Genomic DNA, 24,680 nt, shown 5'->3' with positions numbered 1-24,680 from the left:
AGGCATCCCTGTTGTTATCGGGACGGAATATTTAACCCTTTGGCGGTGCCAATAAAAAGGTTTCTGCCATTAGCAAGTTTACAATTAAGCCGTACTTTTTTTAGAGTATTCCAATCGATTGCTTTTGCAACTATTCTGTAACTTACCGCAACTAAAATTTCAATGACTTCTCTATGAACAAAACACTACACGCCTTGCTTTTTGCTTTTATAGCCTTAGGCAGTACGGCTCTTTTTGCACAGTCTAGTGCACTTTCGGTAGAAAAAATTATGCAAGACCCTAAATGGATGGGAACTTTTCCTGACCGGATTAATTGGGGGCCGCAGAGTAAAACCATTTACTTCAATTACAATCCTGAAGAAAATCCGTCAGACAGTCTTTATAAGATCGAAGTTTCAAATCTTGACAAAATCCAAAAAGTAAGTCTCGCCGAGCGCAAAGCGATGACCAGTCCGTATGGGACTTGGAATCAGGACAAAACTATAAAGTTATATTCTGAAGACGGCGCACTTCATCTTTACGATCTGAAAAAAGATACTTCTAAAGAACTTGTCAATCTTGGTGGGCGCTTAGGAAACCCCACATTTTTAGCTGACGAAGCGCAAATTGCGTTCGAATATGATGACAATGCCTATGTGCTGAATACAGAAACTGGGACGCTTAAAAAGCTGACCAACATTCAAGAAGGCAAAGCACGAGAAGATCGAGAAGAAAAACTTTCTGAAAAGAACCAATGGTTAAAAGATGAAAATTTGAGTTTATTGCAAATTGTGCGTGAGCGCGAGGAGCAAGATTCGCTTTCTAAAGCCTATCGCGAGATGACCGCAGATCCTGAGCCCTACACCTTTTATCACGGCGATAAACAAGTAGCGGGATTGCAAGTGAGCCCAAAAGCTGATTTTGTCACCATTATGTTGATGGAACGTGACCGCGGCGAAAGCACTGACGTACCCAATTATGTAGATGCGAGCGGATATACCAAAAACTTGCGCGCGCGCAGTAAAGTAGGTGAAGATAAAACCGTAGCTTCTTTGGCAGTTTACAACATTAAGAAAGACACGGTTTATAGCGTTGACACATCAAAGCTTCCGGGGATCACCGATTTACCCGATTATACCAAAGATTATCCTGATAAAGAATGGGAAGAAAAAGAGCGCGAGGTGATTGTTTCCCAAGCGATCTTTTCTGAAGATGGCAGCAAAGCCATCGTAAACATTCGCTCTAAAGACAATAAAGACCGCTGGATCGCATTGCTGAATCTTGACAACGGAAGTCTTGAAACCCTAGACCGTCAACGCGACGAAGCCTGGATCGCGGGTCCCGGAATTGGTTGGTCTTTTGGTGGTGGAACTTTAGGTTGGTTACCAGACAATAAGCATATTTATTTTCAGTCTGAGACAAGCGGGTATTCACACCTGTATTTGTTAGACGTAACCACAAGAACCAAAAAAGCACTGACCGAAGGTAATTACGAAGTGTTTGATCCTGTTTTGTCTAATGATAAAAAATCTTGGTTTTTGACCACATCTGAAATTGGACCGGGAGAGCGTCATTTTTACAAAATGCCGGTGATGGGTGGTACGATGCAAAAGCTCACCAACCTCCCTGGAAACAACGAAGTTAGTCTTTCTCCTGACGAAAAGTATATGGCGATTCGCAATTCCTTCAGCAATAAACCTTGGGAATTGTACTTTAAGAAAACTGGTTCGTCTAAAGATGCACAGCAATTAACTTCCGGGCAATCTGAAGCGTTTCAATCTTATGATTGGCGCGTAGCGGAGAACATCATGTTTAAAGCAGACGATGGCGCTATGGTGCCTGCACGTTTGTATGTTCCTGAAGCTTCTGTAAAAAATAACGCAGCGGTGGTTTTTGTACACGGTGCCGGTTATTTACAGAATGCACACAAGTGGTGGTCAAGCTATTTTAGAGAATATATGTTCAACAATATGTTGACTGATTTGGGTTACACGGTGATCGATATTGATTATCGCGCAAGCGCCGGTTATGGTCGCGATTGGAGAACCGGAATTTATCGCCATATGGGCGGAAAAGATCTTTCTGATCAGGTTGATGGCGTTGAATATTTAATCGAAAACTATGATATCGACCCTGAAAAAGTTGGCATCTACGGCGGAAGCTATGGTGGTTTTATTACACTAATGGCATTATTCAATGAGCCGGAAACTTTTAAAGCTGGAGCTGCACTACGCTCGGTGACTGATTGGGCACATTATAACCACGGGTATACTGCCAATATTCTTAACGAGCCCTCTCAAGATCCTATCGCTTACAAGCGCTCTTCGCCTATTTATTTCGCCGAAGGCTTAGAAGGAGATTTATTGATAGAACACGGAATGGTAGACACCAATGTACATTTTCAAGACGTGGTGCGCCTTACACAGCGTTTGATCGAGTTAGGAAAAGACAATTGGGAACTGGCAGTTTATCCGGTAGAAAGTCATGGTTTTATAGAACCCAGCAGCTGGACCGATGAATACAAACGTATTTTAAAACTCTTCAATGAAAGCTTATTAGAGAAGTAATTAAAAGAGCTAACTAAACATGCTAAAGGCTGTCTGAAATATTCTTTCGGGCAGCTTTTTTACATGAAGATTTTTCGGTAACGCACTTCGACTAAAACATAAAAGGAATACACAATAAAACCTAAAGCGATGATCCCTAAAATGAACGTACCAAAATTATACTGCATATACGTGAAAGCAGCTTCTTTATTGGCGCTAGAAATATCCCTGTTGGTAAAGGCAGCATCAAGCAGCAGCAATGCAGCCACTCCCAGCGTAAAGCCTCGGCTTGCATAGCCGACAATTCCAAAGGTTAAAGCCCACTTTTTAAAAGAATCAGGAATTTTGTCGTAATGTATGGTCTTTGTGAAGATTCGGGAGAATGCGATGTAAAATTCATTGCACGTGCCGCCAAGCATACCTATTGCAGCGCCAAGCACCACCACAGAACCCAAATCACTGTGTATAAAATCTTGAAAATCTGAAGAAGAAAACCAGTAAACGCCCGAAGCCTGCAGCGCCACCTGAATCGCATTTAAGGCAATAAAAGCATAAACCAAGCCTCCAAAACAGAAAGCGATGCGCTGTGCAAGACCGTTAAGACTGGTTCCGTAATTTTCGTTATCTACAATACTCTCGTATACCCGCCAAAACACGTAGCCAAAAAGCCCGGCAGCGAAAAGAATAAGTATGGCTCTACCATACTCTTCTTTGACAATCACATTGAGCAACGTAGAAGTGCCTGCTTTAAAACCACCAAGGCCAAAAGCCTCTAAAGCCGTCACCACACCTATGCATAGAAAAAATAAGGCTTTAGTTAAAAGCCCTAGACGTGCATAGATGTTTTTTTTTGATTTCAAAATAGAGCGCTGAACGTAAGCATTTAAAATTGAAACACAACGCCCAATTGATTTCCTCCAAAGGTCAGATTCCATTCAAAATCTGACTTTTTCATGGCCATTCCATCTTCATCAGGGTTGTATTTCTGGTCATATTTACGATCAAGATATTTGTCGATGGCTTCCACTATAAAAGCACTCATCGCCCAACTTAGCGCAACGTCACTCGCCCAGTGCGCTTCCTCATAAATGCGGCTTAATCCCGGGATCAAGCCCACGGCTATAATTCCGCCTTTTACCCATTTATTATCAAACTGCTTGGCGATGGCATACGAAGTGGTGAACGTCAATACTGCGTGACCCGAAGGAAACGAGCGATACGCTGCAGAACCTCCGTTAGGTTTAAAATGGTGGTTACCAAATCCCGCACCCGGTCGTGCACGCCCTACCAACGTTTTACTCAGTTGCTGTAAAAATCCGGCTGCTGTTGCTGCAGAGATCATCAAAACCCCGGTGCGGCGTAATTTCTCATTTTTGGTAACGAGCCCGGTTAAATAAATTGCACCGGTTAAACCATAATTGTTTTGTGGAGCCCCAGCATAGCGCCCATAACTGAGCAACACATCAGGAACGTCATCTTTATGCGATAAAAAATTATGACGTATTTCGTCATCAAGTAAAAAGAGGCCGGTGGTTCCCGCGGCCACACCGCCTAATCTAAGAAAATCATCTCCTTGCCAATGCAACGGACGCGAATAGGCAAACCCCACGCCAGCAAATACATTACCCATATCATAGGTAAAGTAATTCCATATATTTTTTTCTTTGGCAGTGTTGGGTTTATCAAAAAGATCTTCAACCGTATCCTCCTGAGAAAAAGACATTTGACTAGTAAAAAGAAGGATTAAAAGACTCAGAGGTAAAATTTTATGCATACGTACAGGTTTACGAATTGAATACCGCTCGTTAGAGTTCTTTGTAAAAATTATGGAAAACTCCAACTAGACTATTCGGTCAAAATTAAAATAAAAAGAGGTGCCTGTTGAAAAGCTTAACATTTCAGCATCAACTTATAACATTTGCTTAATGCCTTTTTTGACTAAATCCTAATCAGAAAGCCAAAAAGACAACTGTTAAACTGTTATAAACTTGTCATCCATTTACTCGATAACTTAATTTATATTCAATCAAAACAGCTCTGAAATTCAAAAGTTCGAATTTTTTAAGCTTGTAATTAACAAACAGAAAATTATTTAAAATAAATCTAAATAAACTTTGACCCTTTAATTCTACCTACTACATTTGCGCTCAAAATAATTTTAATTTAATCTAAATAGGTATGCGTAAATTTTTACAAGTGCTCCTTTTTCTAGGAATTACTTTAAGCGCAGCAGCACAAGATGCTACTCTAAAAGGTTTGGTAACAAGCCAAAATAATACTCCACTAACTGGAGCTACAATAGAATTAAATCAAACCACCTTAGGCACCACTACAGATAACACCGGTGCTTTTGAATTAAACCGTGTGCCTGCCGGCGCATATCGTTTAAGTATCTCTTACGTTGGTTTTCAAACACGTTATGTAGATGTTTCAGTAAGTGCAAATAACACAAAAGATCTTGGCACTATTCAGCTTGTTGAAGCTCAAGAAATGTTAGGCGTTGTAAGCATAAATGGTAAAAAACATAACAAGTTTACCCGCGAGACGAGCGTCAGTGTTTCAAAAATGCCATTGGCTGATATTGAAAATCCGCAGGTTTACAACACGATCACTTCAAGCCTTCTTGAAGAGCAAATCGTAACCAACTTTGACGATGCTCTTAAAAACGCACCGGGTATTGACAAGCTTTGGGAATCTACCGGTCGTGGTAACGATGGTGCAGGATATTACTCTTTACGTGGTTTTGCAGTTCAGCCTACTTTAGTAAATGGATTACCAGCCTTAACTAACGGAAGTCCGGATCCTGCTAATATTGAAAGTATTGAAGTGATCAAAGGTCCTTCAGGAACTTTATATGGAAGCAGCCTCATATCTTATGGTGGTTTGATCAACATCACAACAAAAAGACCTTATTATGACTTTGGCGGTTCGGTATCATATACTTCAGGAAGCTATGGTCTAAATCGTGTAACAGCAGATGTGAATACTACGTTAAGCAAAGAAAAAAATATTGCTTTACGTGTAAATACTGCTTATCACACGCAAAACAGCTATCAAGATGCCGGGTTCAGAAAATCATTTTTCTTTGCTCCATCACTTGCATATCAAGTAAATGATCGTCTATCATTTTACATCAATACTGAATTTTATAATGGAAGAAGCACAAACCAAACGATGTTGTTCTTAGATCGTGGTGCTCCTTTACGTGTAACCAATATTGACGAGTTAGGTTATGATATCAACCGCTCTTACACCGGAAATGATCTGTATATAGATACGCCTACATATAGTTTTCAAGGGCAAATGAATTATAAGTTAAGCGACAGCTGGACATCACAAACAGCATTCTCACGCTCTAATTCTAAATCTGACGGGTATTATTCTTATCTATACGAAGGAACTCAATACACAACCGTTGACGAAGGAATTGTGCTTAACCGTTACATCAGCAAGCAAAATTCTGAAACTATCGCTACTGACATTCAGCAGAATTTTATTGGTGATTTTAACCTAGGAACTATGCGCAATCGTATGGTTGTAGGTCTTGATTATTTAAAAACCAACGTGATCAATAACAACTCGGCTTATGTAAGTAACGGTGGAATTTACATTGGTAATAACCTTCAAGAGTTTAATGAAGAAGTTTTAGGCATTACAGATCCTGCAAATTACACCGATGACAGCGGAATCTTAAATCAGCCGGGTACAGATGCATTACTTGCCGGAAGCCCTATCAATCCTTCAACAACAGAACAGGAAATTTTTAGCGCATACGCTTCAGATGTGATCAACATTTTACCAGAACTTTCTGCGATGGCAAGTTTACGTATAGATCGCTTTAGTAATGCAAACCACGCGCAGACTGCGCTTTCGCCTAAATTTGGTGTGGTTTATCAGCCAATCCTTAATAAAGTATCGGTTTTTGCGAATTATATGAACGGTTTTAGCAATGTAGCGCCGGTAGACGAAGTTACCAATGGTGTAACTACCAACCGCGCATTAGATCCTGAGCACGCCAATCAATTTGAAGCAGGTACTAAATTCAATCTTTTAAACGGAAGACTTAGCGCTACTTTAAGCTACTATGATATTCAAGTTAAAGATCGCGCTTTGCGTATAGATGTTGATGCAACCAACTATTTCTACACGCAAGATGGAACGCAGGAAAGTAAAGGTTTTGAAGCCAGCTTTATCGCAAACCCTATAGACGGTTTAAACATCATTGCAGGCTACAGCTATAATGACAGCGAGTTGACTGAAGGCGCTGCAGATTTTGTAGGCTTACGTCCAGAAAGTGCAGGTCCTCAAAACCTTGCCAATCTTTGGGCCAGCTACCAGTTGACTTCAGGTACTCTTGATGGATTAGGCTTTGGTTTTGGTGGAAATTACGCCAGCGAAAACAAAATCTTCAACCGTAACCTTGGTGGAACTTTCACAATTCCAGAATACACCATCTTGAATGCTTCGGTTTTTTATGGCACTCCTGATTTTCGCATCAGCTTAAAACTTGACAACATTACAAACAAAGAATACTTTAAAGGATGGTCAACGATCAGCCCGCAAAACCAAAGATCTTTGCTTGCTAATTTCACCTATAACTTTTAATTAAAAGCTTTATGAAAACAGTTTATCTTCTAGTCCTTGCGTTGTTCTTAAGCGCTTCAAACAAAGCCTTAGCGCATTATTTATGGGTAGAAACAGCAGCGACCGGCAAACAAAACAAAAAACAGGAAGTACGTGTTTATTTTGGTGAGTACACCTACGGAGTAATCGAAGAAGTTGAAGGCAATGCATTTAAAGATGTTGCAGACTTTAAACTTTGGTTGGTTGATCCTTCCGGGAAAAAAATGCAATTGAATACCACTGCAAAAAAAGATCATTTTGCAGCTGCGTTCACTCCTACTGAAAAAGGCGCTTATCTGGTTTATCTTGAAAACCGAAACATCAATGTGCTGGATTATACCGAATATGATTTTGGGATTTTCAAACCAGAATATCAGTCGTTCAAGCAGGTGCTTGTAGGTACTGAAACGCCTGTAGAAGTAAAAAAATACACTGAAGGACTTATCATCAAAGAGATAAGCAATACTGCTGATGCGGTTAAATTACAGGTATTTTACAAAGGAAAACCACTAGCCGAAGGAGAAGGAACTTTATCTATGAAAGACCTTTGGACTAAAAAAGTTACCACAGATAAACAAGGATATCTAAATTTTGACAAGCCTTTTGACACTAAATATATTTTAGAGATCACGCATAACGAAAAAGTGCCCGGCAAGTTCAAAGGAGATGCTTATGAGTTTATCTGGCATTGCGCAACCTATTGTAATTTATAATGAGTTATCTGGCATTAGCACTACTTATTTGCGGCTTTTATGTGTTGTATAGTACTTCTACTAAAATGCAACCTAAAAAAAAGCACGTAAAACCTCAAGTGTTTTACCGATACCCAATAAGATCCAAAATCAGCGGAGTACTCCTGCTGATTTTGGCATTTATACTCTTTACCATCGCTATGGGATTAGCAACCGGAATTTTCACCTGGTTTGTTTGTCTAATGACCGTAGGAAGCTTAATTGTACTTTTAAAACCTCTTGACCTTTTTAAAAGATAATTTATGCCGGCAAATTCTAAATATCTTACCTCTTCGGGATGGCAACGTTTTGGCAAAATAAGCGCAGGTATTCTGGGCGGTTATTTGGTTGCTCAGACGGCGCATCTCGCACTGGCTGCTTATCTAGATCACGTGGTGATCTTGATCACAGCCACATTTAGTTTATTTATCGTTTGGGCGGTCTTGATCATTTTAGCTTTTTTAGCCAAAAATCCGTGGAAAATCTGGGGCTTATATTTGGCGATCAGTATTGTTTTTTCAGTTTTTGTTTATTTGGCTCCGCCATTAGCAACACTACCTTCTTAACTTATGGGGCAACGCGTTTATAATATTCTTTTCAACCTGCATACCGTTAGTGGTATTGTGATCAGTGTAGCGCTTTATGTGATTTTCTTTGCGGGTTCGTTTTCTTTTTTTAGAGATGAAATTGTCGCTTGGGAGCGCAATGAGCAAGCTTTAAATGAAGATAACCTTCCGCAAGACATTGACCAGATCTTAACCCATCTGGATGAAAAATATGTGCTAGAGGGAAGAGATGTCAATCTCAAAACCTACTACGCCGAACGTGCAATTGCTGTTAATCTAAGCGCTTCAAAAGATAGTCTGGCGCCTGAAAAGGCAAAACAGGCTGCATTTTTTTATATCGATCCTGTCTCTTTAGAAGAGCAATCTTATACTGACGCCTATAGCCTGGGAGAATTTTTATATCGCCTGCACTTTTTTGCTCAAATATATTACCCCGTGGGTTATTACCTCTCAGGCTTTGTGGCGTTTTTCTTTTTATTTGCGATCATCACCGGCGTTCTCGTTCATTGGAAAAAGATAGTTTCTAACTTCTATACCTTCAGACCGTGGGCTAAGTTAAAAACCTTATGGACCGATGCACACACTGCATTAGGGATCTTAGGATTGCCTTTTCAATTTATTTTGGCAGTGACCGGTGCCTTTTTTATGCTCAAAGCATTGCTCGTTGCGCCTAGTGTATTGTCGCTGTATCACGGTGATCAGGCGCAATTGTATAAAGATCTTGAGTACGATATCCCGGTTTACGAATTCACGTACCAGCCTATTCAAGCACTTCCTTCGATCAATACTTATATTGAAAAAACACAGCAAGAATGGAAAGATTATGATTTAAACGAAGTTGCCATCCACAATTATGGCGATGCCAATATGCAGGTTACGCTAAACGGAAAATTAGACTATCAATCTAAATTTAACGCTCTCGGAAGCATCGTTTACACCCCTGCTACTTCAGAGCAACGCATTGTTAAAGATCCGTATCAGCCGGCATCCTATCTCGACGCGGTAAAAAATGTGATGTTTCGACTTCATTTTGGAGACTATGGCGGCTATTTTCTTAGAGTCGTTTCTTTTATTCTGGGTGTTTTATCCTGTATAGTCATTATATCAGGAGTCTTAATTTGGCTGGTTGCCAGAGACCGAAAAAATCTTCCTGATAAAAAACGCAAATTTTACAATCGCGTAGCGCATATTTATATGGCAATTTGTCTAAGCATGTACCCTGTTACCGCAGCGGCTTTTATTGCTGTCAAGGTAAATCAAGGCGCCGGCCAATCGTTTCTTTATTGGTTTTACTTTCTCTTATGGGCTGTATTGAATGTTTTTCTTATTCTGAAAAAAGATCTCAAATATATGAGTGATTTCTGCTTACTTTCTGGTGGAATATTAGCATTCCTCATTCCAATCTGCAACGGAATCTTCAGCCAAGCTTGGTTCTGGCAAACCTTTGCTCAAGGCCATGTGCAAATCGCTTTTATAGATGTCTCGTGGATCGTGCTCGCTATCATTAGTTTTTTCGCATTTGCGAAATCAAAAAAGTCAAAAACGAAACTTGCTTACAAGTAATTGAACCCAAAGGTTCCCTGAGTTACTTGAATGGTAGATGCCCCTTGCGCGGTAAAAGAGAACGTACCTCCTATAGATCCTTCTTGCGTATTATGCGAAGTGATGGTCACCGTGCCTGATTGTACAAGCGTATTGAATCCGCTAAAATAAGCCGCTTGATACGGACTGTCAACAGTGAAATCTGTTAATGGATAAGTGCCTTTTTCTATCGTTCTGGGAAGTCGAAGTCTAATATTAGCGGTGTTGTTTGCTCCTGTTCCGGTTATAAAATTAGGCCCCGCCGAAGCGCTTACACTGGGTGGCGTAAAAGCCGTACCGTTTATTCTGCAATAAAAAGAATTAGGGACCACAGGATCTAACACCGGTGGTACAGGTTCAAAATAGTAGGGTACTTCATAAAAAACACCTTTGGTGAAATATACTTCGGTAGTATCTACAGAGGTTACTGCTCTAAACCTGAATGTGCCGGTATACGTACTGTCTGAAGCACGCTCTACAATCACCTCTCCTTCTCCATCAAAATTGGTAGAAAATACTTTTCCTCTTACGTTGGTATAATTTGCCCGCGCAGCATTTGTAGGACCTAATTCAAAAGTACCCTCGCCATAATTAGGCAAAACCAGTTGCACCGTTTGCGTTCCCAAAGACCCATAAATAGTTACTTCACCGGCATCGGTAAGTTCGTAACGCATCGCATCGGCTTTGTAAAAAACAGTGTCCCGAACCCCTTGAAAAGCCGGACTGTTAAACGTAATATCATCAGAGCACGAACAAAAAAGCAGCACGCTCATCGCAAATAAAAGGTACTTGATCATAGCGGTAGTACGGTTTAGCAAATTAATCTCAAAATGCACTTTATGCTTAAGAACAAATTTTTCAAATGCTAAGCAAAGTGACATTCTGGTTAATTGGGTTAAATTTAGAATTTTATCTTCCAAAAACATGTTGGCAGCCAGAAATTTGTGGTATATTTGCGCCCTCATTTAGAGAAGCTGTCTTAATATTATTCATTTTAAGATAGTTAATTACAAATTATAACCGGGGTCGGGTACCCCAAAAATTAATTTTTATGCCAGTAAAAATCAGATTACAGAGACACGGTAAAAAAGGTAAACCTTTTTTCTGGGTAGTAGCGGCAGATTCGCGCGCTAAACGTGATGGTAAATTCTTAGAAAAACTAGGTTCTTACAATCCAAACACAAACCCTGCGACTATTGACTTAGACGTAGATTCTTCAGTAAAATGGTTGCAAAACGGGGCTCAGCCTACCGAAACTGCAAAACGTTTACTTTCTTACACCGGTGTATTGCTTAAAAATCACTTAGCTGGTGGTGTGCGTAAAGGTGCATTAACAGAAGAGCAAGCAGAAGAAAAATTCAATGCTTGGGTAGAAGAAAAAGCTTCTAAAGTTGAAGCTAAAAAAGAAGGTCTTACTAAAGCTCAGGAAAAAGCACGCAAAGAGGCTTTAGCTGCTGAAAAAGCGGTTAACGAAGCTCGTATCGCTGCTGCACAACCTGAAGAAGAAGTAGCTGAAGAGGCTGCTCCTGAAGCAGAAGCAACTAATGAAGAAGCTCCTGCTGCTGAAGAAAGCAACGAAGAAGAGGCTAAGTAAATCGTACCACGATGCGCAAAGAAGAATGTTTCTATCTGGGCAAAATCGTGCGAAAATTTAGCTTTAAGGGCGAGTTACTAGCAAAGCTAGACACAGACGAACCCGAAATGTATGAAGAATTGGAATCAGTATTTGTCGAATTTAACGGCAATCTGGTTCCTTTTTTTATACAATCGTGCCAACTGCACAAGTCTACTTTATTACGCATAGATTTTGAAGATGTCAACACCGAAGAAGATGCAGAAGATCTTGTAAATGCTGAGCTGTATCTACCGTTATCTATGCTTCCCCAACTTGAAGGCAATAAATTTTATTACCACGAGATCATTGGCTTTAAAGTAAATGACATCTATTTTGGTGAAGTAGGCACCATTACCGGTGTTAACGATAATACCGCTCAAGCCCTTTTTGAGATCGATCACAAGGGCAAAGAAGTACTGATCCCCATTAACGATGATTTTATCAAAAAAGTAGATCGAAGCACTAAGACCATAACGCTGGATACACCCGAAGGGCTTATCGAGATCTATTTGTAATAGTATTCTCAACCGGTTACGTTTTGACAAAACCTTTTCAATTCAAACAATTTACTGTTCACCAGGATCGCTGTGCGATGAAAATAGGTACCGATGGCGTTTTACTCGGTGCCTGGACGCCGGTAGACCATAATCCACTTTCGATACTTGATATTGGCACCGGAACAGGGGTTATTGCACTGATGCTCGCCCAACGCTGTGATGCAGAACTTGTAGATGCGCTAGAGCTGGATGAAGATGCTTATGAGCAGGCGGTAGAAAATTTTGAAGCTTCGCCTTGGGGCGATCGCCTTTTTTGCTATCACGCACATCTCTATGAGTTTGCAACCGAAATCGAAGATACTTACGATTTGATCACCTGCAACCCGCCATTTTTTGAAGGAAATGCTCCACAAGCCGAGCAGCAAGGTTCTGCCCGGGAACAGGCACGTTTTGAAGAATCTATGCCGTTTGAACTGCTTGTAGCTTCAGCCAATCAATTGCTCAATCCTAACGGAATGTTCAGTGTGGTGATTCCTTTTAATCGTGAGCAAGAATTTATTGATCTCGCTGCCCGAGGAAATTTATTTCCGAAGAAAATTACCCGTGTAAAAGGAAATGCTCAGGTTGAAGCAAAACGCTCTCTACTGCTTTTCAGCAGAACACAAAACACTCCACAAAAGCACGAATTAATTATCGAAATTTCTCGTCATAATTACACTGACACTTATCAAGAACTGGTAAAAGATTTCTATCTTAAAATGTAAGCTTGTCTTGCGCTATTGAAAATTTTAAAGAATTGTTTCTGATGCTTTAGCAAAATGCTAAATTTAGATAGTTACAAAACACAATCTTTAAAGCATTAATAATTCAACAGCTTAGGCTGTTTTTCAATAAGCACTTTATGAAACCCGATCTTTTTGAAGCTCCCGATTATTACAACCTTGATGATCTTTTAACCGAAGAACACAAACTTGTGCGAAGCGCTGCTCGCGATTGGGTGAAACGTGATGTTTCTCCTATCATTGAGGAAGCTGCCCAAAAAGCTGAATTCCCTAAGGAAATCATTAAAGGTCTTGCCGAAATTGGTGCTTTTGGCCCGTACATTCCTGAAGAATACGGTGGCGCCGGTTTAGACCAGATAAGCTACGGTCTCATTATGCAAGAGATCGAGCGTGGCGATAGTGGTGTGCGCTCTACTGCTTCGGTGCAGTCGTCGCTGGTCATGTATCCTATTTTTAAATTCGGTTCTGAAGCGCAACGCAAAACGTATTTACCCAAACTTGCCAGCGGTGAATTTATGGGTTGCTTTGGCCTTACTGAACCTGATCACGGTTCTAACCCCGGCGGGATGGTAACCAATTTTAAAGACAAAGGCGATCATTACCTTTTGAACGGAGCCAAAATGTGGATCTCAAATGCCCCATTTGCAGATATTGCGGTGGTATGGGCAAAAGATGAATCCGGTAGAATACACGGCTTGATCGTTGAGCGTGGTATGGAAGGTTTTTCTACACCCACAACGCATAATAAATGGTCGCTGCGTGCTAGTGCAACCGGCGAACTCATTTTTGATAATGTCAAAGTTCCTAAAGAGAATTTGCTACCTAATAAGTCAGGGTTGGGTGCTCCTTTGATGTGTTTAGATTCGGCACGCTTTGGGATCGCTTGGGGTGCCATAGGCGCTGCGATGGATTGTTATGACACGGCGTTACGCTATGCAAAAGAACGAGAGCAATTTGGTAAACCCATTGGATCTTTTCAGCTTCAGCAAAAGAAATTAGCAGAAATGATCACCGAGATCACTAAGGCACAACTTCTTGCCTGGCGTTTGGGAAGTCTTAGAAATGAGGGCAAAGCAACTTCAGCACAGATCTCAATGGCCAAACGAAACAATGTAGAAATGGCACTTAAAATTGCCCGCGAAGCTAGACAAATACTGGGCGGAATGGGCATCACCGGTGAATATAGCATTATGCGTCATATGATGAATTTAGAAAGTGTGGTCACTTATGAAGGTACGCACGATATTCATCTCCTCATCACCGGAATGGATGTTACCGGCCTCAATGCGTTTAAATAATAGCAGTATAAGGATTATCACGGGTTAAAATAGCATATAGTCAAATTGGTTTTTTTAATTTTGCAAAAATTTGTTTTTGATGATTAAGTATATCAATAAGGCGATTGCACCGTATCAGGACGAACTGTTAAATCACACGCTCTATAAAAAATTACGCACTCCGGCAGATCTGCAATCTTTTATGCAGCATCACGTGTTTGCCGTTTGGGATTTTATGTCTCTTCTTAAAGCGCTACAATTTGATCTAACTAAGGTTTCAACTCCGTGGTACCCTATTGGTAATCCTGAGATTCGCTACTTGATCAATGAAATCGTTCTCGCTGAAGAAACAGACATCAATATGGAGGGTAAGCGCCAGAGCCATTTTGAAATGTATCTGGATGCGATGAAAAAATCTGATGCTTCTTTAGAACAAATAAGTAGTTTTTTAAACCACATCACGCACGGCACAGACGTTTTCTTAGTCATCGCCGTGAGTGACATTCCAGAAAGTGTAAAGGAGTTTTTACGCTTTACTTTTGAGATTATTGCTGAAGGAAAACCGCACAAGATCGCTGCTGCTTTTACCTTTGGTCGTGAAGACTTGATCCCAGATATGTTCAGTAAAATTATTACTGAAATACAAACCAATTTCCCGAAACAAGACTTGAGCTTGTTCAAGTATTATTTTGATCGTCACATTGAACTGGATGGTGACGAGCACGGCCCAATGGCTTTAAAAATGATCGAAGAACTCTGCGGAACCGATTCGCTTAAATGGGAAGAAGTAAAACATACAGCAGTCGAGGCGCTACGCAGACGCATCGTACTCTGGAGCGGTATTGAACAAGAAATAACCGATAAAATCACCGCTTAGGTTTTCACGCTCCTGAGGTCCCTTTTTATTATATCCTAAGTCGTATCTTAGCTTTAAAAGCTTAGATGTCTTCTACAACACGTTTTGATCGTGCCTTTGCTAATGCGCCGGTAATTCCGTTTTCAGACGAAAGCAAATTTATTCTGTTTAGCGATTGTCATCGCGGTGATAATAGTGGCGCAGACGATTTTGCTAACAACCGAAACATCTACTTTCACGCGCTCAAGCAATACTATCAAAACGGGTTTACCTATTGCGAACTTGGAGATGGTGATGAGTTATGGGAAAATCTTTCGTTTGATTCGATCTTTGAATCCCACAAAAATGTTTACGGTCTTATGCAGCAATTTTATGCTGAAGGACGCCTGCATTTAATTTGGGGAAATCACGATATGGTTTATAAAAATCAAAGCTACGTAGAAAAGCACCTTCACACATTTTTTGACCGAAAAACAGACAGCGATCAACCCCTGTTTCCGGGAATAAAAGTGCACGAAGCACTTATTTTAAAACATACCGAAACCAACCAAGAACTCTTTTTATGCCACGGGCATCAAGCCGACTGGATGAATTATGTTGCCTGGCAGTTTAACCGCTTTATGGTACGTGTTTTGTGGCGTCCTTTACAGGGCGCAGGAATTTCAGATCCTACGAGTCCCGCAAAGAATTATTACGAACTCATAAAAGTTGAACGCCGTACAAAAAAATGGATCACCCAACGCGACAATCAGTTTACGATAACCAGCCATACACACCGGCCAAGATTTCCAGAACCAGGAGACATTGCTTATTTTAATGACGGCAGCTGTGTGCACCCACGCAGTATTACGGGTTTAGAAATCGAAAATGGCGCAATAACGCTTATAAAATGGCAAATTGCGACTACTGAAGACGGCTTTTTAAGAATCATACGTATCCCGCTGGAAGGCCCGCAAAAACTGACAGCTTATCAAACAAAATAAAAAACATTATGCTTAAATACATAAGTGCTTTAGTAGCACCCGTTATCATCTTTGCCATTTTAGGCTGCGCTGATGGTGACGACAACACTAGTGAAATAGAAGAAATTCCTGTAAATACTTCTGAAGCAGATTATACCTATCTGGCTTTGGGAGATAGTTATACCATAGGGGAAAGCGTTTGTTCTACGTGCAGGTTTCCCATTCAACTTGAAGAACAAATAGAAGAGCAAACAGGCAGCACTGTTGAAACTGATATTATCGCAACTACAGGATGGCGCACCGATGATCTTATCAACGCGATCAATACCGAAAAACCTTCTGAAAATTATGATTTTGTCACCCTACTTATAGGTGTGAATAATCAATACCAAGGACGCAGCTTTAGTCAGTATGAGACTGAGTTTCCTCAATTATTGATGACAGCGATCAATTTGGCAAAAGGTAAAAAAAACCGAGTGATAGTCGTTTCTATCCCTGATTATGCGTACACCCCATTTGGTCAAAATAGCGGAAATCCTGAGCAGATCTCTGAAGAAATAGATGCGTATAACGCTTATGCCAGAGAAGTTGCAGAACGCCGTGGAGTGCGCTTTATAAATATCACCGATATTACCAGAAGAGGGATCGCTGAGCCTAATCTCGTTGCGCGCGATGGTTTGCACCCTTCAGCAGATGCTTATGCTGAATTTACCGAACGGCTCTCTCCTTTTGTTTTGAGCTTGCTTCGAGAACAATCTTAGATACGAAAAAAGGGACATTGAAAAACTCAAGTCCCTTTTTTAATGCTTTTATAACTGTGTTTTAACTCTCAGGTGCCAGTTTTACTTCTAGCCCGTGTAAGTCTGAAGTAATAGGAATCTGACATCCCAGGCGGCTATTTTCTTCTACATTAAAAGCTTCAGAAAGCATCGCTTCTTCATCATATCCCATTTCATTCAGCTTATGTTCAGAAAGCACGTAGCACTGGCAAGAAGCGCACATCGCCATTCCGCCGCAGGTACCTTCAACCGGAAGTTCATACATTTTACATACTTCCATCAAGTTTAAATTCATATCAGTGGGTGCCTCCAGTGCGTGAGCCACTCCTTCACGGTCTATTACTGTAATCGTAACATCTTGCATAGTGCTGTATTTTGACCTGCAAAATTAGTAAAAATCCTGCTTTAAACCGTTTAAAACCCTACTATTTTACTAGGATTATTTAAACGTCACAGATTTTGATTCCTTCTTTTAGGGCTTTGATCTTGTCTGGATAGGTTGGAATAAACTCCTGTGCCACAAATCCGTTATAGCCGGTGTCTTTGATAGCCTTCATAATAGCAGGATAGTTAAGCTCTTGCACCTCAGTAATCTCATTGCGACCGGGAACGCCTCCCGTATGATAATGCGCAAAATATTGATGATAATCCTGAATGGTGCGTATCACGTCACCTTCCATAATTTGCATATGATAGATATCGTACAATAACTTAAAATGCTCAGAGCCCAAGCGTTCGCAAAGCGCCACACCCCAGGGAGTATTGTCACATTGATAATCTGCGTGATCAATTTTGCTGTTAAGCAGCTCCATAATAAGCACAACATTTTTTTCTTCGGCTTGCTTTACCAAAGGCGCTAGACCTTCGGCACAGTTAACCAAACCTTCTTCCTCGCTCAATTCACGCTTGTTTCCTGAAAAAACGATCACATTTTTGATTCCGGCTTCGCTCGCCTGATCTATAAGCTTTGCATACTGCTCTTGAAGCGGTTTATGGTTTGCGGGATCATTAAATCCGTTAGTGATACTCGCAAAACTATCGGTAGCTACTGCACATTCTAAACCGTATTTCTTGGCGGTTTCCCATTCTTCAGGTTTGAGTAAATCAATTCCTTTAAGTCCTAAAGCTGCTGCTTCTTGTGCAAATTCTTCCAGCGGAAATGAATTATAACACCAGTAGCACGCCGAATGATTGATATTACCCTTAAGCGCCTGATCTTCTTCTACCGCAGTAGCCTGTGGTTTGTCTTGATTGGCATCTTTACAGCTTAAAGCTGAAATACCTAAACTAACACCTCCTGTAGTTAGCGCAATATTTTTCAAAGCGTTTCTTCGGCTTTTAGAGTGACTCATGGTTGTGATATTAAAATAACAAAAGCTAAATATACTATTTAAATGTAAATTTTACGTTTAAAATTCATTTCCAAATATGACTTAATCGGCCTTCCTGAGATCGTTAGGGTAAAAAAAAAAAAGCTGCGCAGTTTACCTGGCAGCTTTCACTTTAAAATAATGTATAAGGAAGCCTTTTAAGCCTCAATATTGATCACACGCTCAATTTGTGGCGCGTGCTTTTTTATCGTCATTTCAACACCGCTTTTAAGTGTCATCTGATTTACACTACACCCTACGCAAGCACCTTCTAGTTGTACTTTTACAGTTGTGCCGTCCTCGATAGAAAGCAACGAAATATCACCACCGTCATTTTGTAAAAACGGACGGATTTCTTCTAAAGCTGCTTCAACCTTGCCTTTTAATTCTGTGTCTGTCATATCTTATTTTTTAACGGCGGCACAGCCAGCCATAGTTGTAATTTTCACAGCCTCTGTTGGAGGCAAATTATCGTTACGCTTCACCAACTCCTCAACGCTGTTACGCGTCATCGTCTCAAAAGCTTCTGATAAGATGGTATCATCTTGTAAGGCTGCAGGTCGACCTACATCTCCTGCCTCACGAATACTTTGCACTAACGGAATTTGCGCCAGTAACCGCACATCTAAATCTTCAGCTAAATTACGTGCACCTTCTTTTCCAAATATAAAATATTTATTCTCAGGCAACTCCTCTGGAGTGAACCAAGCCATATTTTCTACGATTCCTAAAACCGGCACATTGATACTTTCTTGCTGAAACATCGCCACCCCTTTTTTAGCATCGGCTAAAGCTACATTTTGCGGTGTACTCACCACAACTGCACCGGTAAGTGGCATCGCCTGTACAATACTCAGGTGAATATCACCCGTTCCCGGAGGAAGATCTACTAAAAGAAAATCAAGCTCGCCCCAGGCAGCATCAAAAATCATTTGATTTAAAGCTTTTGACGCCATTGGCCCTCGCCAAACCACAGCCTGATCGGGTTTAGTAAAGAAACCAATAGACAAAATCTTCACCCCGTAACTCTCTACAGGTTTCATTTTCTGTTTACCATCTTCTTTTACCGAAAGGGGTTTTTCGTCTTGTACATCAAACATAATCGGGATTGAAGGCCCGTAAATATCTGCATCGAGAATCCCAACCTTAAAGCCCATTTTCTGCAAGCTCACTGCTAAGTTTGCCGTAATTGTAGATTTCCCAACCCCTCCTTTACCGGAAGCAACAGCAATGATATTTTGAATCCCGGGAATTGGCTTCCCTTTGATCTCATTTACCTGCTTTTTTTCAGGAGCATCTACACGTACATTAACCTTTACTTTAGCCTTCTGGTGCACTTCAGCGTGAATCGCTTTCATGATTTCAACTTCAGTTTTCTTCTTGGCTTGTAAACTTGGGTTTTTTATCGTGATATCAACAATAACTTCATCTCCAAAGGTAACTACGTTGGTCACCGCGCCGCTTGTCACCATATCCTCGCCTTCTCCAGGCACACTAATGGTTTTTAAAGCGTCATAAATTGCTAGTTTTTCTAACTTCACGTTGTCGTTCTTTCATTAATTCTATTGCTGCAAATATAGGCTGAAATCTTCAGAACTCGAAAGAGTTATTTGTTATCTGACCATTGAAAACCCTTATGTTTTCCACAGAAAAAACAAGCCTAGAATTGCGTTGTTAATTGGCCCTATCACAGCCTTGAGCATCCCGGTCTTCGCACTATCGCGCTATAATTAAAATTGTATTTCTAACAACTAGACATTGGGAGCTGCTTAAGCTAGTGTACTAGTCGGTTTACTCCTCAAAACCTATCACCTCCACCGGATCCCAAAAATGCTTTTTAAAATCCTGAAGTTGATCGTCTACCACGGTATGCCCTTCGCTCTCTAGTAATTGTTGCATTAAATGCGTTCCCGGGAAGTGATGTTTTCCGGTTAACAATCCGTTACGGTTTAATACACGATGCGCCGGCACATCTTCCATAGCTGAAGCACCATTCATAGCATAACCAACCATTCTCGCACTACGTGGAGCTCCCAGACATTTTGCAATAGCTCCATACGAAGTCACTTTTCCATAGGGAATCTTGCGAGCGACCTCGTATACTTTTTGAAAGAAATTAAGCGTTTCAGGTTTTGGCATACAGCATACGTATAAGCGTGAGAATTACCAGAACGATCATCAGCGCAGCCATAAAATAATTAGAATATTTGGCGAAGTTGCGCGGCTCGTGCTGAATGCGATTAAAGCCCACCACATAAAGATATAAAGCTGTAAACGTCCCTGAGGCAGCAGCCAGTGTAAACAAACCGATCTCTAACCAGCCGTTATTACTCACACTTGTGATATTAAATGCAGCGCTTAACGCACAGAAATACGGAATAGGCAACACGTTGATCACCGCAACAAAAAGTCCTTTTGCAAAACTTCGGCGCCCGCTGTGTTTAGGGATTTTTACTTTTTTTACGCGATTTTTTTTAGCTGCAACAAAAAAGTATACTGCTAAAATGCCAAAAATCACAATCCCGGTACGCAGCAACGTATTGCGCACCACCGGATGACTAAAAATATAGCGTGCTAATAAAATGGCCACAAAAGCCTGAATCAAGACCACGATTGACGCCCCTATAGCCACAAGCACTCCGTTACGCATCCCGCGATGCACGCAGGTTTTAGCAACAGACATGTTTACTAAACCCGGTGGCAAAACCCCTAAGAAGGCCGCAAAATAAGTAATGAAAAAGAGCTTGGTTATTTCCACAAATACTTAGTTTATCTTGAATTTAATGTAGGTAATAGGTTTCCCTTTTTCAAGATACTGTTTTTCATAAAAAGTCTGAATACCAACCACTTCCTTTGGCGCCTCGTGATTGATATAAATGTTATGGTGCGCATATAAAATCTCGTGCCCCAGCCCTTCTAAAAGCCCTAAGGTATAACCGTGCATATACTCACTATCTGTCTTTAAATGCATCAACCCATCAGGTTTTAAGATCGCTTTATAGCGTGCTAAAAACTCAGGGTTGGTCATACGATGCTTGGTGCGCTTGTACTTGATCTGAGGATCAGGAAAGGTGATCCAAATCTCTGAAATTTCGTTGTCGGCAAATGCTTTATCTACCAGCTCAATCTGCGTACGCAGGAAACCGGCATTGGTGATATTTTCCTCCAAAGCTGTTTTTGCTCCACGCCAAAAACGAGCTCCTTTAATATCAATACCCAAAAAGTTTTTTTCGGGAAAACGCTGGGCTAAACCAACGGTATATTCTCCTTTCCCACAGCCTAATTCTAAAACAATAGGCTTATCATTTTTAAAGAAGTCACGATTCCAATTTCCTTTTAAGGGAAACTCTTGATCAGTCAATTCTTCCCTTTTGGGCTGAATGACATTTTCAAAAGTCTCATTTTCGCGAAAGCGTTTTAATTTATTTTTACTTCCCAAAAGCTCTGATTTCTTATTCCTACCGTGGATGTTACTATTCTGACTACTAAAATGCCGTATAATAATCATCAGCCCGGCATTTTAAAAAAATCGGCTCAAATATACGTGTACTCTTACAAATGCACTGCGTATTATTTGGGATTATCGGGGCTAACATCTACGTAACATTTCGAGATTAATTTAAAACATTGAATAACAGTTATTTAAAAATTCAAATTTACTATACTAAACCGTAATTTTAATAGTTTGATAAACTAGCTGAAACATTTAGTTTTCAGTGATGTTACAACTTTGTATCAATGAAATTACACAAAACCATATTGGTCGCTCCGCTGAATTGGGGTCTTGGGCATGCTACCCGAAGCATCCCCATCATTTACGCGCTTATCGCCGAAGGTTTTGAGGTGATTTTAGCAAGCGACGGTATGGCGCTTAGGCTCTTGCAAAAAGAATTTCCGCAGTTAGAAAGCATCGAGTTGCCTTCTTATAAAATTGAATACGCAAAAAAAGCAAAACGCTTTAAATGGAAAATGCTTTTACGCAGTCCAAAAGTGCTCAAAGCCATCAGGCAAGAACGTGAGCAACTTAAAGGTTTGGTAAAGGCTAGGAAAATAGACGGTGTGATTTCAGACAATCGTTTAGGCTTATTTCATTCTGAGATTCCTACGGTATTTATTACACATCAACTTCAGGTTTTAAGCGGAAGCACTACCCGACTAACCTCTGCCATGCACCGCAATTACATCAAGAAATTTGATGAATGCTGGGTGCCTGATTTTGCTGAAGAATCAAACCTCAGCGGAAAACTTGGGCATCCTAAAAAGTTTGAGATCCCGGTAAAATACATTGGCGCTTTATCCCGTCTTGAGCCGGTAGAAACGACTTCTAGCTATGACATTATGGTGTTGCTTAGTGGTCCTGAGCCCCAGCGCACAGAACTAGAAGAGCTTTTAATGCACGAACTGAAGCATTACAAAGGTCAGGTACTTTTTGTGCGTGGTGTAGTTGAAGAAGAGCAAACAGTCACGCGTAAAGAGCAGGTTAAAATTGTAAACTTTATGGAAACTGAAGATTTACAAAAAGCCTTATGCGCAAGTGATCTTATCATTTGTCGTTCAGGATACACAACTGTGATGGATTTATATAAGCTGAAAAAGAAAGCTTTTTTTATTCCGACTCCCGGCCAAACCGAACAAGAATATCTTGCTAAACGACTGCACAATTTAGGCATCATCCCGTATAAGGATCAGGAAAAATTCAGTTTAAAAGATTTGAGTAAGGCTAAGGTGTATAGTGGTTTTACCTCATCATTTGACCAAGTCAGATTTAACCAGGGGAGCTTCAGGGAGCTCTTCGGCCTTTTCAAGGGTGAACGAAAACTCAGATCCCACTCCAAAGTCGCTTTCAACATAAATCTTTTCGTCATGGGCTTCAATAATGTGCTTGACGATAGAGAGCCCAAGTCCTGAACCACCTTCTCGCCTCGAACCACTTTTATCCACGCGATAAAAACGTTCAAACAGTCGTGGAATATGCTCTGAAGAAATCCCTTCACCATTATCAGTCACACGCACAATAACTTTATTCTGAATTAGGTTTTCTATCGAAATCTCTGTGGTTCCGTCTTGTTTTCCATACTTTACTGAATTTACGATAAGATTGGTCAACAACTGCTGAATACGCTCCCGATCGGCATTAACCATTATAGGATAATCATAATCCATATCTGTGGTGAGCGTAATGTTTTTCTTTGCAGCTTCCATCTCTAGCAATTCAAAAGTATCGTTGACCAACTCGACCATATCAAAATATTCATACCGGATATTAAGATCTCCAACTTCAAGCTTAGCGATCATATCCAGGTCGTTAACGAGATAAACCAGACGCTCAATAGATGCTCCTGCACGCTTTAAGTACTTTTTGCGTACCGATTTGTCTTTCATCGCGCCATCAAGAAGCGTCAAAATATAACCTTGCGCAGTAAACAAAGGTGTTTTGAGTTCGTGCGCCACATTCCCCATAAATTCCTTTCGGTATTCTTCTCTGATTTTAAGGGATTCAATCTCTAACTTCTTGCTTGCAGCAAAACGCTCTACCTCTTTGGTAAGGCTAGACATATCTGTCGTGATCTGACCACGACGCAAAGAGGTTACATCCAGAAGCGTAACGTCATCATAAATTTGCTTGACCCTGTTGTAGATAAATCTTTCTACCCGCACTTGGATCAACAAAAAAGACAACGCAAAACACACCAACGCAAATAGAATGGTAAATACCCAATCTATGCTGGCGGTCATATAGAAAAAAACGCTCACAAAGAGCGTTAAGGCTACCGTGATCATCAGTGATGAAAACACTGCAAAACGGTATGATTTTTTAAAATTTACTGCCATTTAAACCACAAATTTGTACCCTACGCCTTTAATGGTTTTAAATTTTTTATCGCCTATTTTTTCACGTAGTTTTCTAATGTGCACATCAATGGTTCTACCACCTACAACCACTTCATTCCCCCAAACTTTGTCAAGAATATCTTCTCGTTTAAATACTTTCCCGGGTTTAGAAGCAAGCAAAGAAAGTAGTTCAAACTCCTTACGTGGCAGTACCATCTCTTTTTTGTCTTTAATGATCTTGTATTCTTCGCGATTGATTACCAGATCACCTATTTTAACCGAACTATCACCTTCTTCTTCCTCTTTAAGACGACGCAATAGTGCCTTTACTTTACTTACTAAAACTTTGGGCTTGATAGGCTTAGTAATATAATCGTCAGCACCGGCGTCATAACCGGCAACTTGAGAATAATCCTCTCCGCGCGCCGTTAAGAACGTTATGATTGTTTCTTCGTGACCCGGTAGTTTACGTATTTGTTCACAGGCTTCGATACCATCCATCTCAGGCATCATCACATCAAGAATAATAAGATGCGGACTATTCTTTTTAGCTGCTTTTACCCCTTCTTTTCCGTTTGAAGCGGTAATGACTTGATAACCTTCATTACTCAGGTTATACCCTACAATCTCAAGAATATCCGGCTCGTCGTCAACAAGCAAAATCTTAATCTCTTTTTTCTTCAT

25 protein-coding genes and 1 pseudogene are annotated in these 24,680 nt (G+C 40.6%); 14 read left to right on the top strand and 12 right to left on the bottom strand.

The features are described 5' to 3' along the window. Window positions 1-173 precede the first annotated feature (173 nt). Complete coding sequence (locus BUA96_RS06100) at window positions 174-2,546, top strand: S9 family peptidase (RefSeq protein ID WP_072981348.1); 2,373 nt, start codon at window positions 174-176, stop codon at window positions 2,544-2,546. A gap of 59 nt (window positions 2,547-2,605) precedes the next feature. Here the strand turns inward: BUA96_RS06100 and BUA96_RS06095 are convergent, their stop codons facing one another. Further along, window positions 2,606-3,385: a DUF1206 domain-containing protein gene (locus BUA96_RS06095; RefSeq protein WP_072981347.1), complete on the bottom strand. Its 780-nt coding sequence runs from the start codon at window positions 3,383-3,385 to the stop codon at window positions 2,606-2,608. Window positions 3,386-3,408: 23 nt separating this feature from the next. Beyond that, the gene (locus BUA96_RS06090) at window positions 3,409-4,299 is read right to left on the bottom strand and encodes a phosphatase PAP2 family protein (RefSeq protein WP_072981345.1); all 891 of its coding nucleotides are present in this window, start codon (window positions 4,297-4,299) and stop codon (window positions 3,409-3,411) included. Window positions 4,300-4,703: 404 nt separating this feature from the next. On the opposite strand from BUA96_RS06090, the gene BUA96_RS06085 reads away from it, so the two are divergent. Genes BUA96_RS06085 through BUA96_RS06065 form a run of 5 tightly spaced genes read left to right on the top strand, consistent with a single transcriptional unit; the run spans window position 4,704 to window position 10,008 of the window. Then, complete coding sequence (locus BUA96_RS06085; RefSeq protein WP_072981343.1) at window positions 4,704-7,130, top strand: TonB-dependent receptor; 2,427 nt, start codon at window positions 4,704-4,706, stop codon at window positions 7,128-7,130. 11 nt (window positions 7,131-7,141) lie between these two features. Beyond that, window positions 7,142-7,861 (top strand): DUF4198 domain-containing protein, encoded by a 720-nt coding sequence (locus tag BUA96_RS06080; protein ID WP_072981341.1) that lies wholly within the window; start codon window positions 7,142-7,144, stop codon window positions 7,859-7,861. Continuing rightward, a complete protein-coding gene (locus BUA96_RS06075) occupies window positions 7,861-8,139 on the top strand; it encodes a hypothetical protein (RefSeq protein ID WP_072981339.1) in 279 nt (92 codons plus the stop codon). Before BUA96_RS06080 ends, BUA96_RS06075 begins: the two co-directional genes overlap by 1 nt. 3 nt (window positions 8,140-8,142) lie before the next feature. Continuing rightward, a complete protein-coding gene (locus BUA96_RS06070; RefSeq protein ID WP_072981338.1) occupies window positions 8,143-8,445 on the top strand; it encodes a hypothetical protein in 303 nt (100 codons plus the stop codon). 3 nt (window positions 8,446-8,448) lie between these two features. Beyond that, window positions 8,449-10,008 carry a PepSY-associated TM helix domain-containing protein gene (locus BUA96_RS06065; protein ID WP_072981336.1) on the top strand — a complete coding sequence of 520 codons (1,560 nt, stop codon included), beginning with the start codon at window positions 8,449-8,451 and terminating at the stop codon, window positions 10,006-10,008. Here BUA96_RS06065 and BUA96_RS06060 read toward each other — a convergent pair. Then, window positions 9,999-10,823: a DUF6252 domain-containing protein gene (locus tag BUA96_RS06060; protein ID WP_128755655.1), complete on the bottom strand. Its 825-nt coding sequence runs from the start codon at window positions 10,821-10,823 to the stop codon at window positions 9,999-10,001. The genes BUA96_RS06065 and BUA96_RS06060 overlap by 10 nt on opposite strands. A 254-nt stretch (window positions 10,824-11,077) precedes the next feature. Between BUA96_RS06060 and BUA96_RS06055 the strand changes: the two genes are divergently transcribed. The 7 genes from BUA96_RS06055 (at window position 11,078) to BUA96_RS06025 (ending at window position 16,776) form a co-directional block, all read left to right on the top strand. After that, window positions 11,078-11,620, top strand: a complete 543-nt coding sequence (locus BUA96_RS06055; protein ID WP_072981333.1) for a 30S ribosomal protein S16 — start codon at window positions 11,078-11,080, stop codon at window positions 11,618-11,620. 11 nt (window positions 11,621-11,631) lie between these two features. Then, the gene (rimM, locus tag BUA96_RS06050) at window positions 11,632-12,156 is read left to right on the top strand and encodes a ribosome maturation factor RimM (protein WP_072981331.1); all 525 of its coding nucleotides are present in this window, start codon (window positions 11,632-11,634) and stop codon (window positions 12,154-12,156) included. A gap of 77 nt (window positions 12,157-12,233) precedes the next feature. Then, window positions 12,234-12,902 carry a tRNA1(Val) (adenine(37)-N6)-methyltransferase gene (locus BUA96_RS06045; RefSeq protein WP_072981327.1) on the top strand — a complete coding sequence of 223 codons (669 nt, stop codon included), beginning with the start codon at window positions 12,234-12,236 and terminating at the stop codon, window positions 12,900-12,902. Window positions 12,903-13,039: 137 nt separating this feature from the next. Further along, window positions 13,040-14,218, top strand: a complete 1,179-nt coding sequence (locus tag BUA96_RS06040; RefSeq protein WP_072981326.1) for an acyl-CoA dehydrogenase family protein — start codon at window positions 13,040-13,042, stop codon at window positions 14,216-14,218. 79 nt (window positions 14,219-14,297) lie between these two features. Continuing rightward, window positions 14,298-15,074 carry a DUF3050 domain-containing protein gene (locus BUA96_RS06035; RefSeq protein WP_072981323.1) on the top strand — a complete coding sequence of 259 codons (777 nt, stop codon included), beginning with the start codon at window positions 14,298-14,300 and terminating at the stop codon, window positions 15,072-15,074. A gap of 65 nt (window positions 15,075-15,139) precedes the next feature. Beyond that, window positions 15,140-16,036 carry a metallophosphoesterase family protein gene (locus BUA96_RS06030; protein WP_072981321.1) on the top strand — a complete coding sequence of 299 codons (897 nt, stop codon included), beginning with the start codon at window positions 15,140-15,142 and terminating at the stop codon, window positions 16,034-16,036. Window positions 16,037-16,044: 8 nt separating this feature from the next. Further along, window positions 16,045-16,776, top strand: a complete 732-nt coding sequence (locus tag BUA96_RS06025; protein ID WP_072981319.1) for an SGNH/GDSL hydrolase family protein — start codon at window positions 16,045-16,047, stop codon at window positions 16,774-16,776. Between the two features lie 61 nt (window positions 16,777-16,837). Here BUA96_RS06025 and BUA96_RS06020 read toward each other — a convergent pair whose 3' ends face one another. The 7 genes from BUA96_RS06020 to trmB all read right to left on the bottom strand — a co-directional run bounded on the left by BUA96_RS06020 (window position 16,838) and on the right by trmB (window position 21,603). Further along, the gene (locus BUA96_RS06020) at window positions 16,838-17,158 is read right to left on the bottom strand and encodes a 2Fe-2S iron-sulfur cluster-binding protein (RefSeq protein ID WP_072981317.1); all 321 of its coding nucleotides are present in this window, start codon (window positions 17,156-17,158) and stop codon (window positions 16,838-16,840) included. 79 nt (window positions 17,159-17,237) lie between these two features. Next, complete coding sequence (locus BUA96_RS06015) at window positions 17,238-18,146, bottom strand: hydroxypyruvate isomerase family protein (protein WP_072981315.1); 909 nt, start codon at window positions 18,144-18,146, stop codon at window positions 17,238-17,240. Between the two features lie 176 nt (window positions 18,147-18,322). Then, entirely contained in the window at window positions 18,323-18,565 is a 243-nt protein-coding gene (locus BUA96_RS06010) for a NifU family protein (RefSeq protein ID WP_072981313.1), read from the bottom strand. Window positions 18,566-18,568: 3 nt separating this feature from the next. Beyond that, a complete protein-coding gene (locus tag BUA96_RS06005) occupies window positions 18,569-19,705 on the bottom strand; it encodes an Mrp/NBP35 family ATP-binding protein (RefSeq protein WP_072981311.1) in 1,137 nt (378 codons plus the stop codon). A 250-nt stretch (window positions 19,706-19,955) separates the two neighbouring features. Continuing rightward, window positions 19,956-20,303: an MGMT family protein gene (locus BUA96_RS06000; protein WP_072981309.1), complete on the bottom strand. Its 348-nt coding sequence runs from the start codon at window positions 20,301-20,303 to the stop codon at window positions 19,956-19,958. Next, on the bottom strand, window positions 20,290-20,922 hold the full coding sequence (locus tag BUA96_RS05995) for a LysE family translocator (RefSeq protein ID WP_072981307.1): 633 nt from the start codon (window positions 20,920-20,922) through the stop codon (window positions 20,290-20,292). Before BUA96_RS05995 ends, BUA96_RS06000 begins: the two co-directional genes overlap by 14 nt. A 6-nt stretch (window positions 20,923-20,928) precedes the next feature. After that, the gene (gene trmB / locus BUA96_RS05990) at window positions 20,929-21,603 is read right to left on the bottom strand and encodes a tRNA (guanosine(46)-N7)-methyltransferase TrmB (RefSeq protein ID WP_072981811.1); all 675 of its coding nucleotides are present in this window, start codon (window positions 21,601-21,603) and stop codon (window positions 20,929-20,931) included. A 299-nt stretch (window positions 21,604-21,902) separates the two neighbouring features. Here trmB and BUA96_RS17450 point away from each other — a divergent pair. Beyond that, window positions 21,903-22,823: pseudogene (locus BUA96_RS17450) on the top strand (glycosyltransferase); the annotation flags it as partial. Window positions 22,824-22,910: 87 nt separating this feature from the next. Here the strand turns inward: BUA96_RS17450 and BUA96_RS05980 are convergent. Next, window positions 22,911-23,996, bottom strand: coding sequence for a sensor histidine kinase (locus BUA96_RS05980; RefSeq protein ID WP_072981303.1), 1,086 nt, complete (start codon window positions 23,994-23,996; stop codon window positions 22,911-22,913). After that, on the bottom strand, window positions 23,997-24,680 hold the full coding sequence (locus tag BUA96_RS05975) for a response regulator transcription factor (RefSeq protein WP_072981301.1): 684 nt from the start codon (window positions 24,678-24,680) through the stop codon (window positions 23,997-23,999). It abuts the gene before it with no gap.

Source organism: Leeuwenhoekiella palythoae (assembly GCF_900130045.1).
In the GTDB taxonomy this organism is placed as follows: domain Bacteria; phylum Bacteroidota; class Bacteroidia; order Flavobacteriales; family Flavobacteriaceae; genus Leeuwenhoekiella; species Leeuwenhoekiella palythoae.
The sequence above is the reverse complement of the archived record's forward strand: the minus strand, read 5'-3'. Positions and strand labels throughout refer to the sequence as shown.

Bases quoted from the DNA above. Each gene is read 5' to 3' on its own strand.
- BUA96_RS06100 (WP_072981348.1), top strand. From the start codon at position 174: ATGAACAAAACACTACACGCCTTGCTTTTTGCTTTTATAGCCTTAGGC.
- BUA96_RS06090 (WP_072981345.1), bottom strand. From the start codon at position 4,299: ATGCATAAAATTTTACCTCTGAGTCTTTTAATCCTTCTTTTTACTAGT.
- BUA96_RS06085 (WP_072981343.1), top strand. From the start codon at position 4,704: ATGCGTAAATTTTTACAAGTGCTCCTTTTTCTAGGAATTACTTTAAGC.
- BUA96_RS06080 (WP_072981341.1), top strand. From the start codon at position 7,142: ATGAAAACAGTTTATCTTCTAGTCCTTGCGTTGTTCTTAAGCGCTTCA.
- BUA96_RS06075 (WP_072981339.1), top strand. From the start codon at position 7,861: ATGAGTTATCTGGCATTAGCACTACTTATTTGCGGCTTTTATGTGTTG.
- BUA96_RS06070 (WP_072981338.1), top strand. From the start codon at position 8,143: ATGCCGGCAAATTCTAAATATCTTACCTCTTCGGGATGGCAACGTTTT.
- BUA96_RS06065 (WP_072981336.1), top strand. From the start codon at position 8,449: ATGGGGCAACGCGTTTATAATATTCTTTTCAACCTGCATACCGTTAGT.
- BUA96_RS06060 (WP_128755655.1), bottom strand. From the start codon at position 10,823: ATGATCAAGTACCTTTTATTTGCGATGAGCGTGCTGCTTTTTTGTTCG.
- BUA96_RS06055 (WP_072981333.1), top strand. From the start codon at position 11,078: ATGCCAGTAAAAATCAGATTACAGAGACACGGTAAAAAAGGTAAACCT.
- rimM (WP_072981331.1), top strand. From the start codon at position 11,632: ATGCGCAAAGAAGAATGTTTCTATCTGGGCAAAATCGTGCGAAAATTT.
- BUA96_RS06045 (WP_072981327.1), top strand. From the start codon at position 12,234: ATGAAAATAGGTACCGATGGCGTTTTACTCGGTGCCTGGACGCCGGTA.
- BUA96_RS06040 (WP_072981326.1), top strand. From the start codon at position 13,040: ATGAAACCCGATCTTTTTGAAGCTCCCGATTATTACAACCTTGATGAT.
- BUA96_RS06035 (WP_072981323.1), top strand. From the start codon at position 14,298: ATGATTAAGTATATCAATAAGGCGATTGCACCGTATCAGGACGAACTG.
- BUA96_RS06030 (WP_072981321.1), top strand. From the start codon at position 15,140: ATGTCTTCTACAACACGTTTTGATCGTGCCTTTGCTAATGCGCCGGTA.
- BUA96_RS06025 (WP_072981319.1), top strand. From the start codon at position 16,045: ATGCTTAAATACATAAGTGCTTTAGTAGCACCCGTTATCATCTTTGCC.
- BUA96_RS06020 (WP_072981317.1), bottom strand. From the start codon at position 17,158: ATGCAAGATGTTACGATTACAGTAATAGACCGTGAAGGAGTGGCTCAC.
- BUA96_RS06015 (WP_072981315.1), bottom strand. From the start codon at position 18,146: ATGAGTCACTCTAAAAGCCGAAGAAACGCTTTGAAAAATATTGCGCTA.
- BUA96_RS06010 (WP_072981313.1), bottom strand. From the start codon at position 18,565: ATGACAGACACAGAATTAAAAGGCAAGGTTGAAGCAGCTTTAGAAGAA.
- BUA96_RS06000 (WP_072981309.1), bottom strand. From the start codon at position 20,303: ATGCCAAAACCTGAAACGCTTAATTTCTTTCAAAAAGTATACGAGGTC.
- BUA96_RS05980 (WP_072981303.1), bottom strand. From the start codon at position 23,996: ATGGCAGTAAATTTTAAAAAATCATACCGTTTTGCAGTGTTTTCATCA.
- BUA96_RS05975 (WP_072981301.1), bottom strand. From the start codon at position 24,680: ATGAAGAAAAAAGAGATTAAGATTTTGCTTGTTGACGACGAGCCGGAT.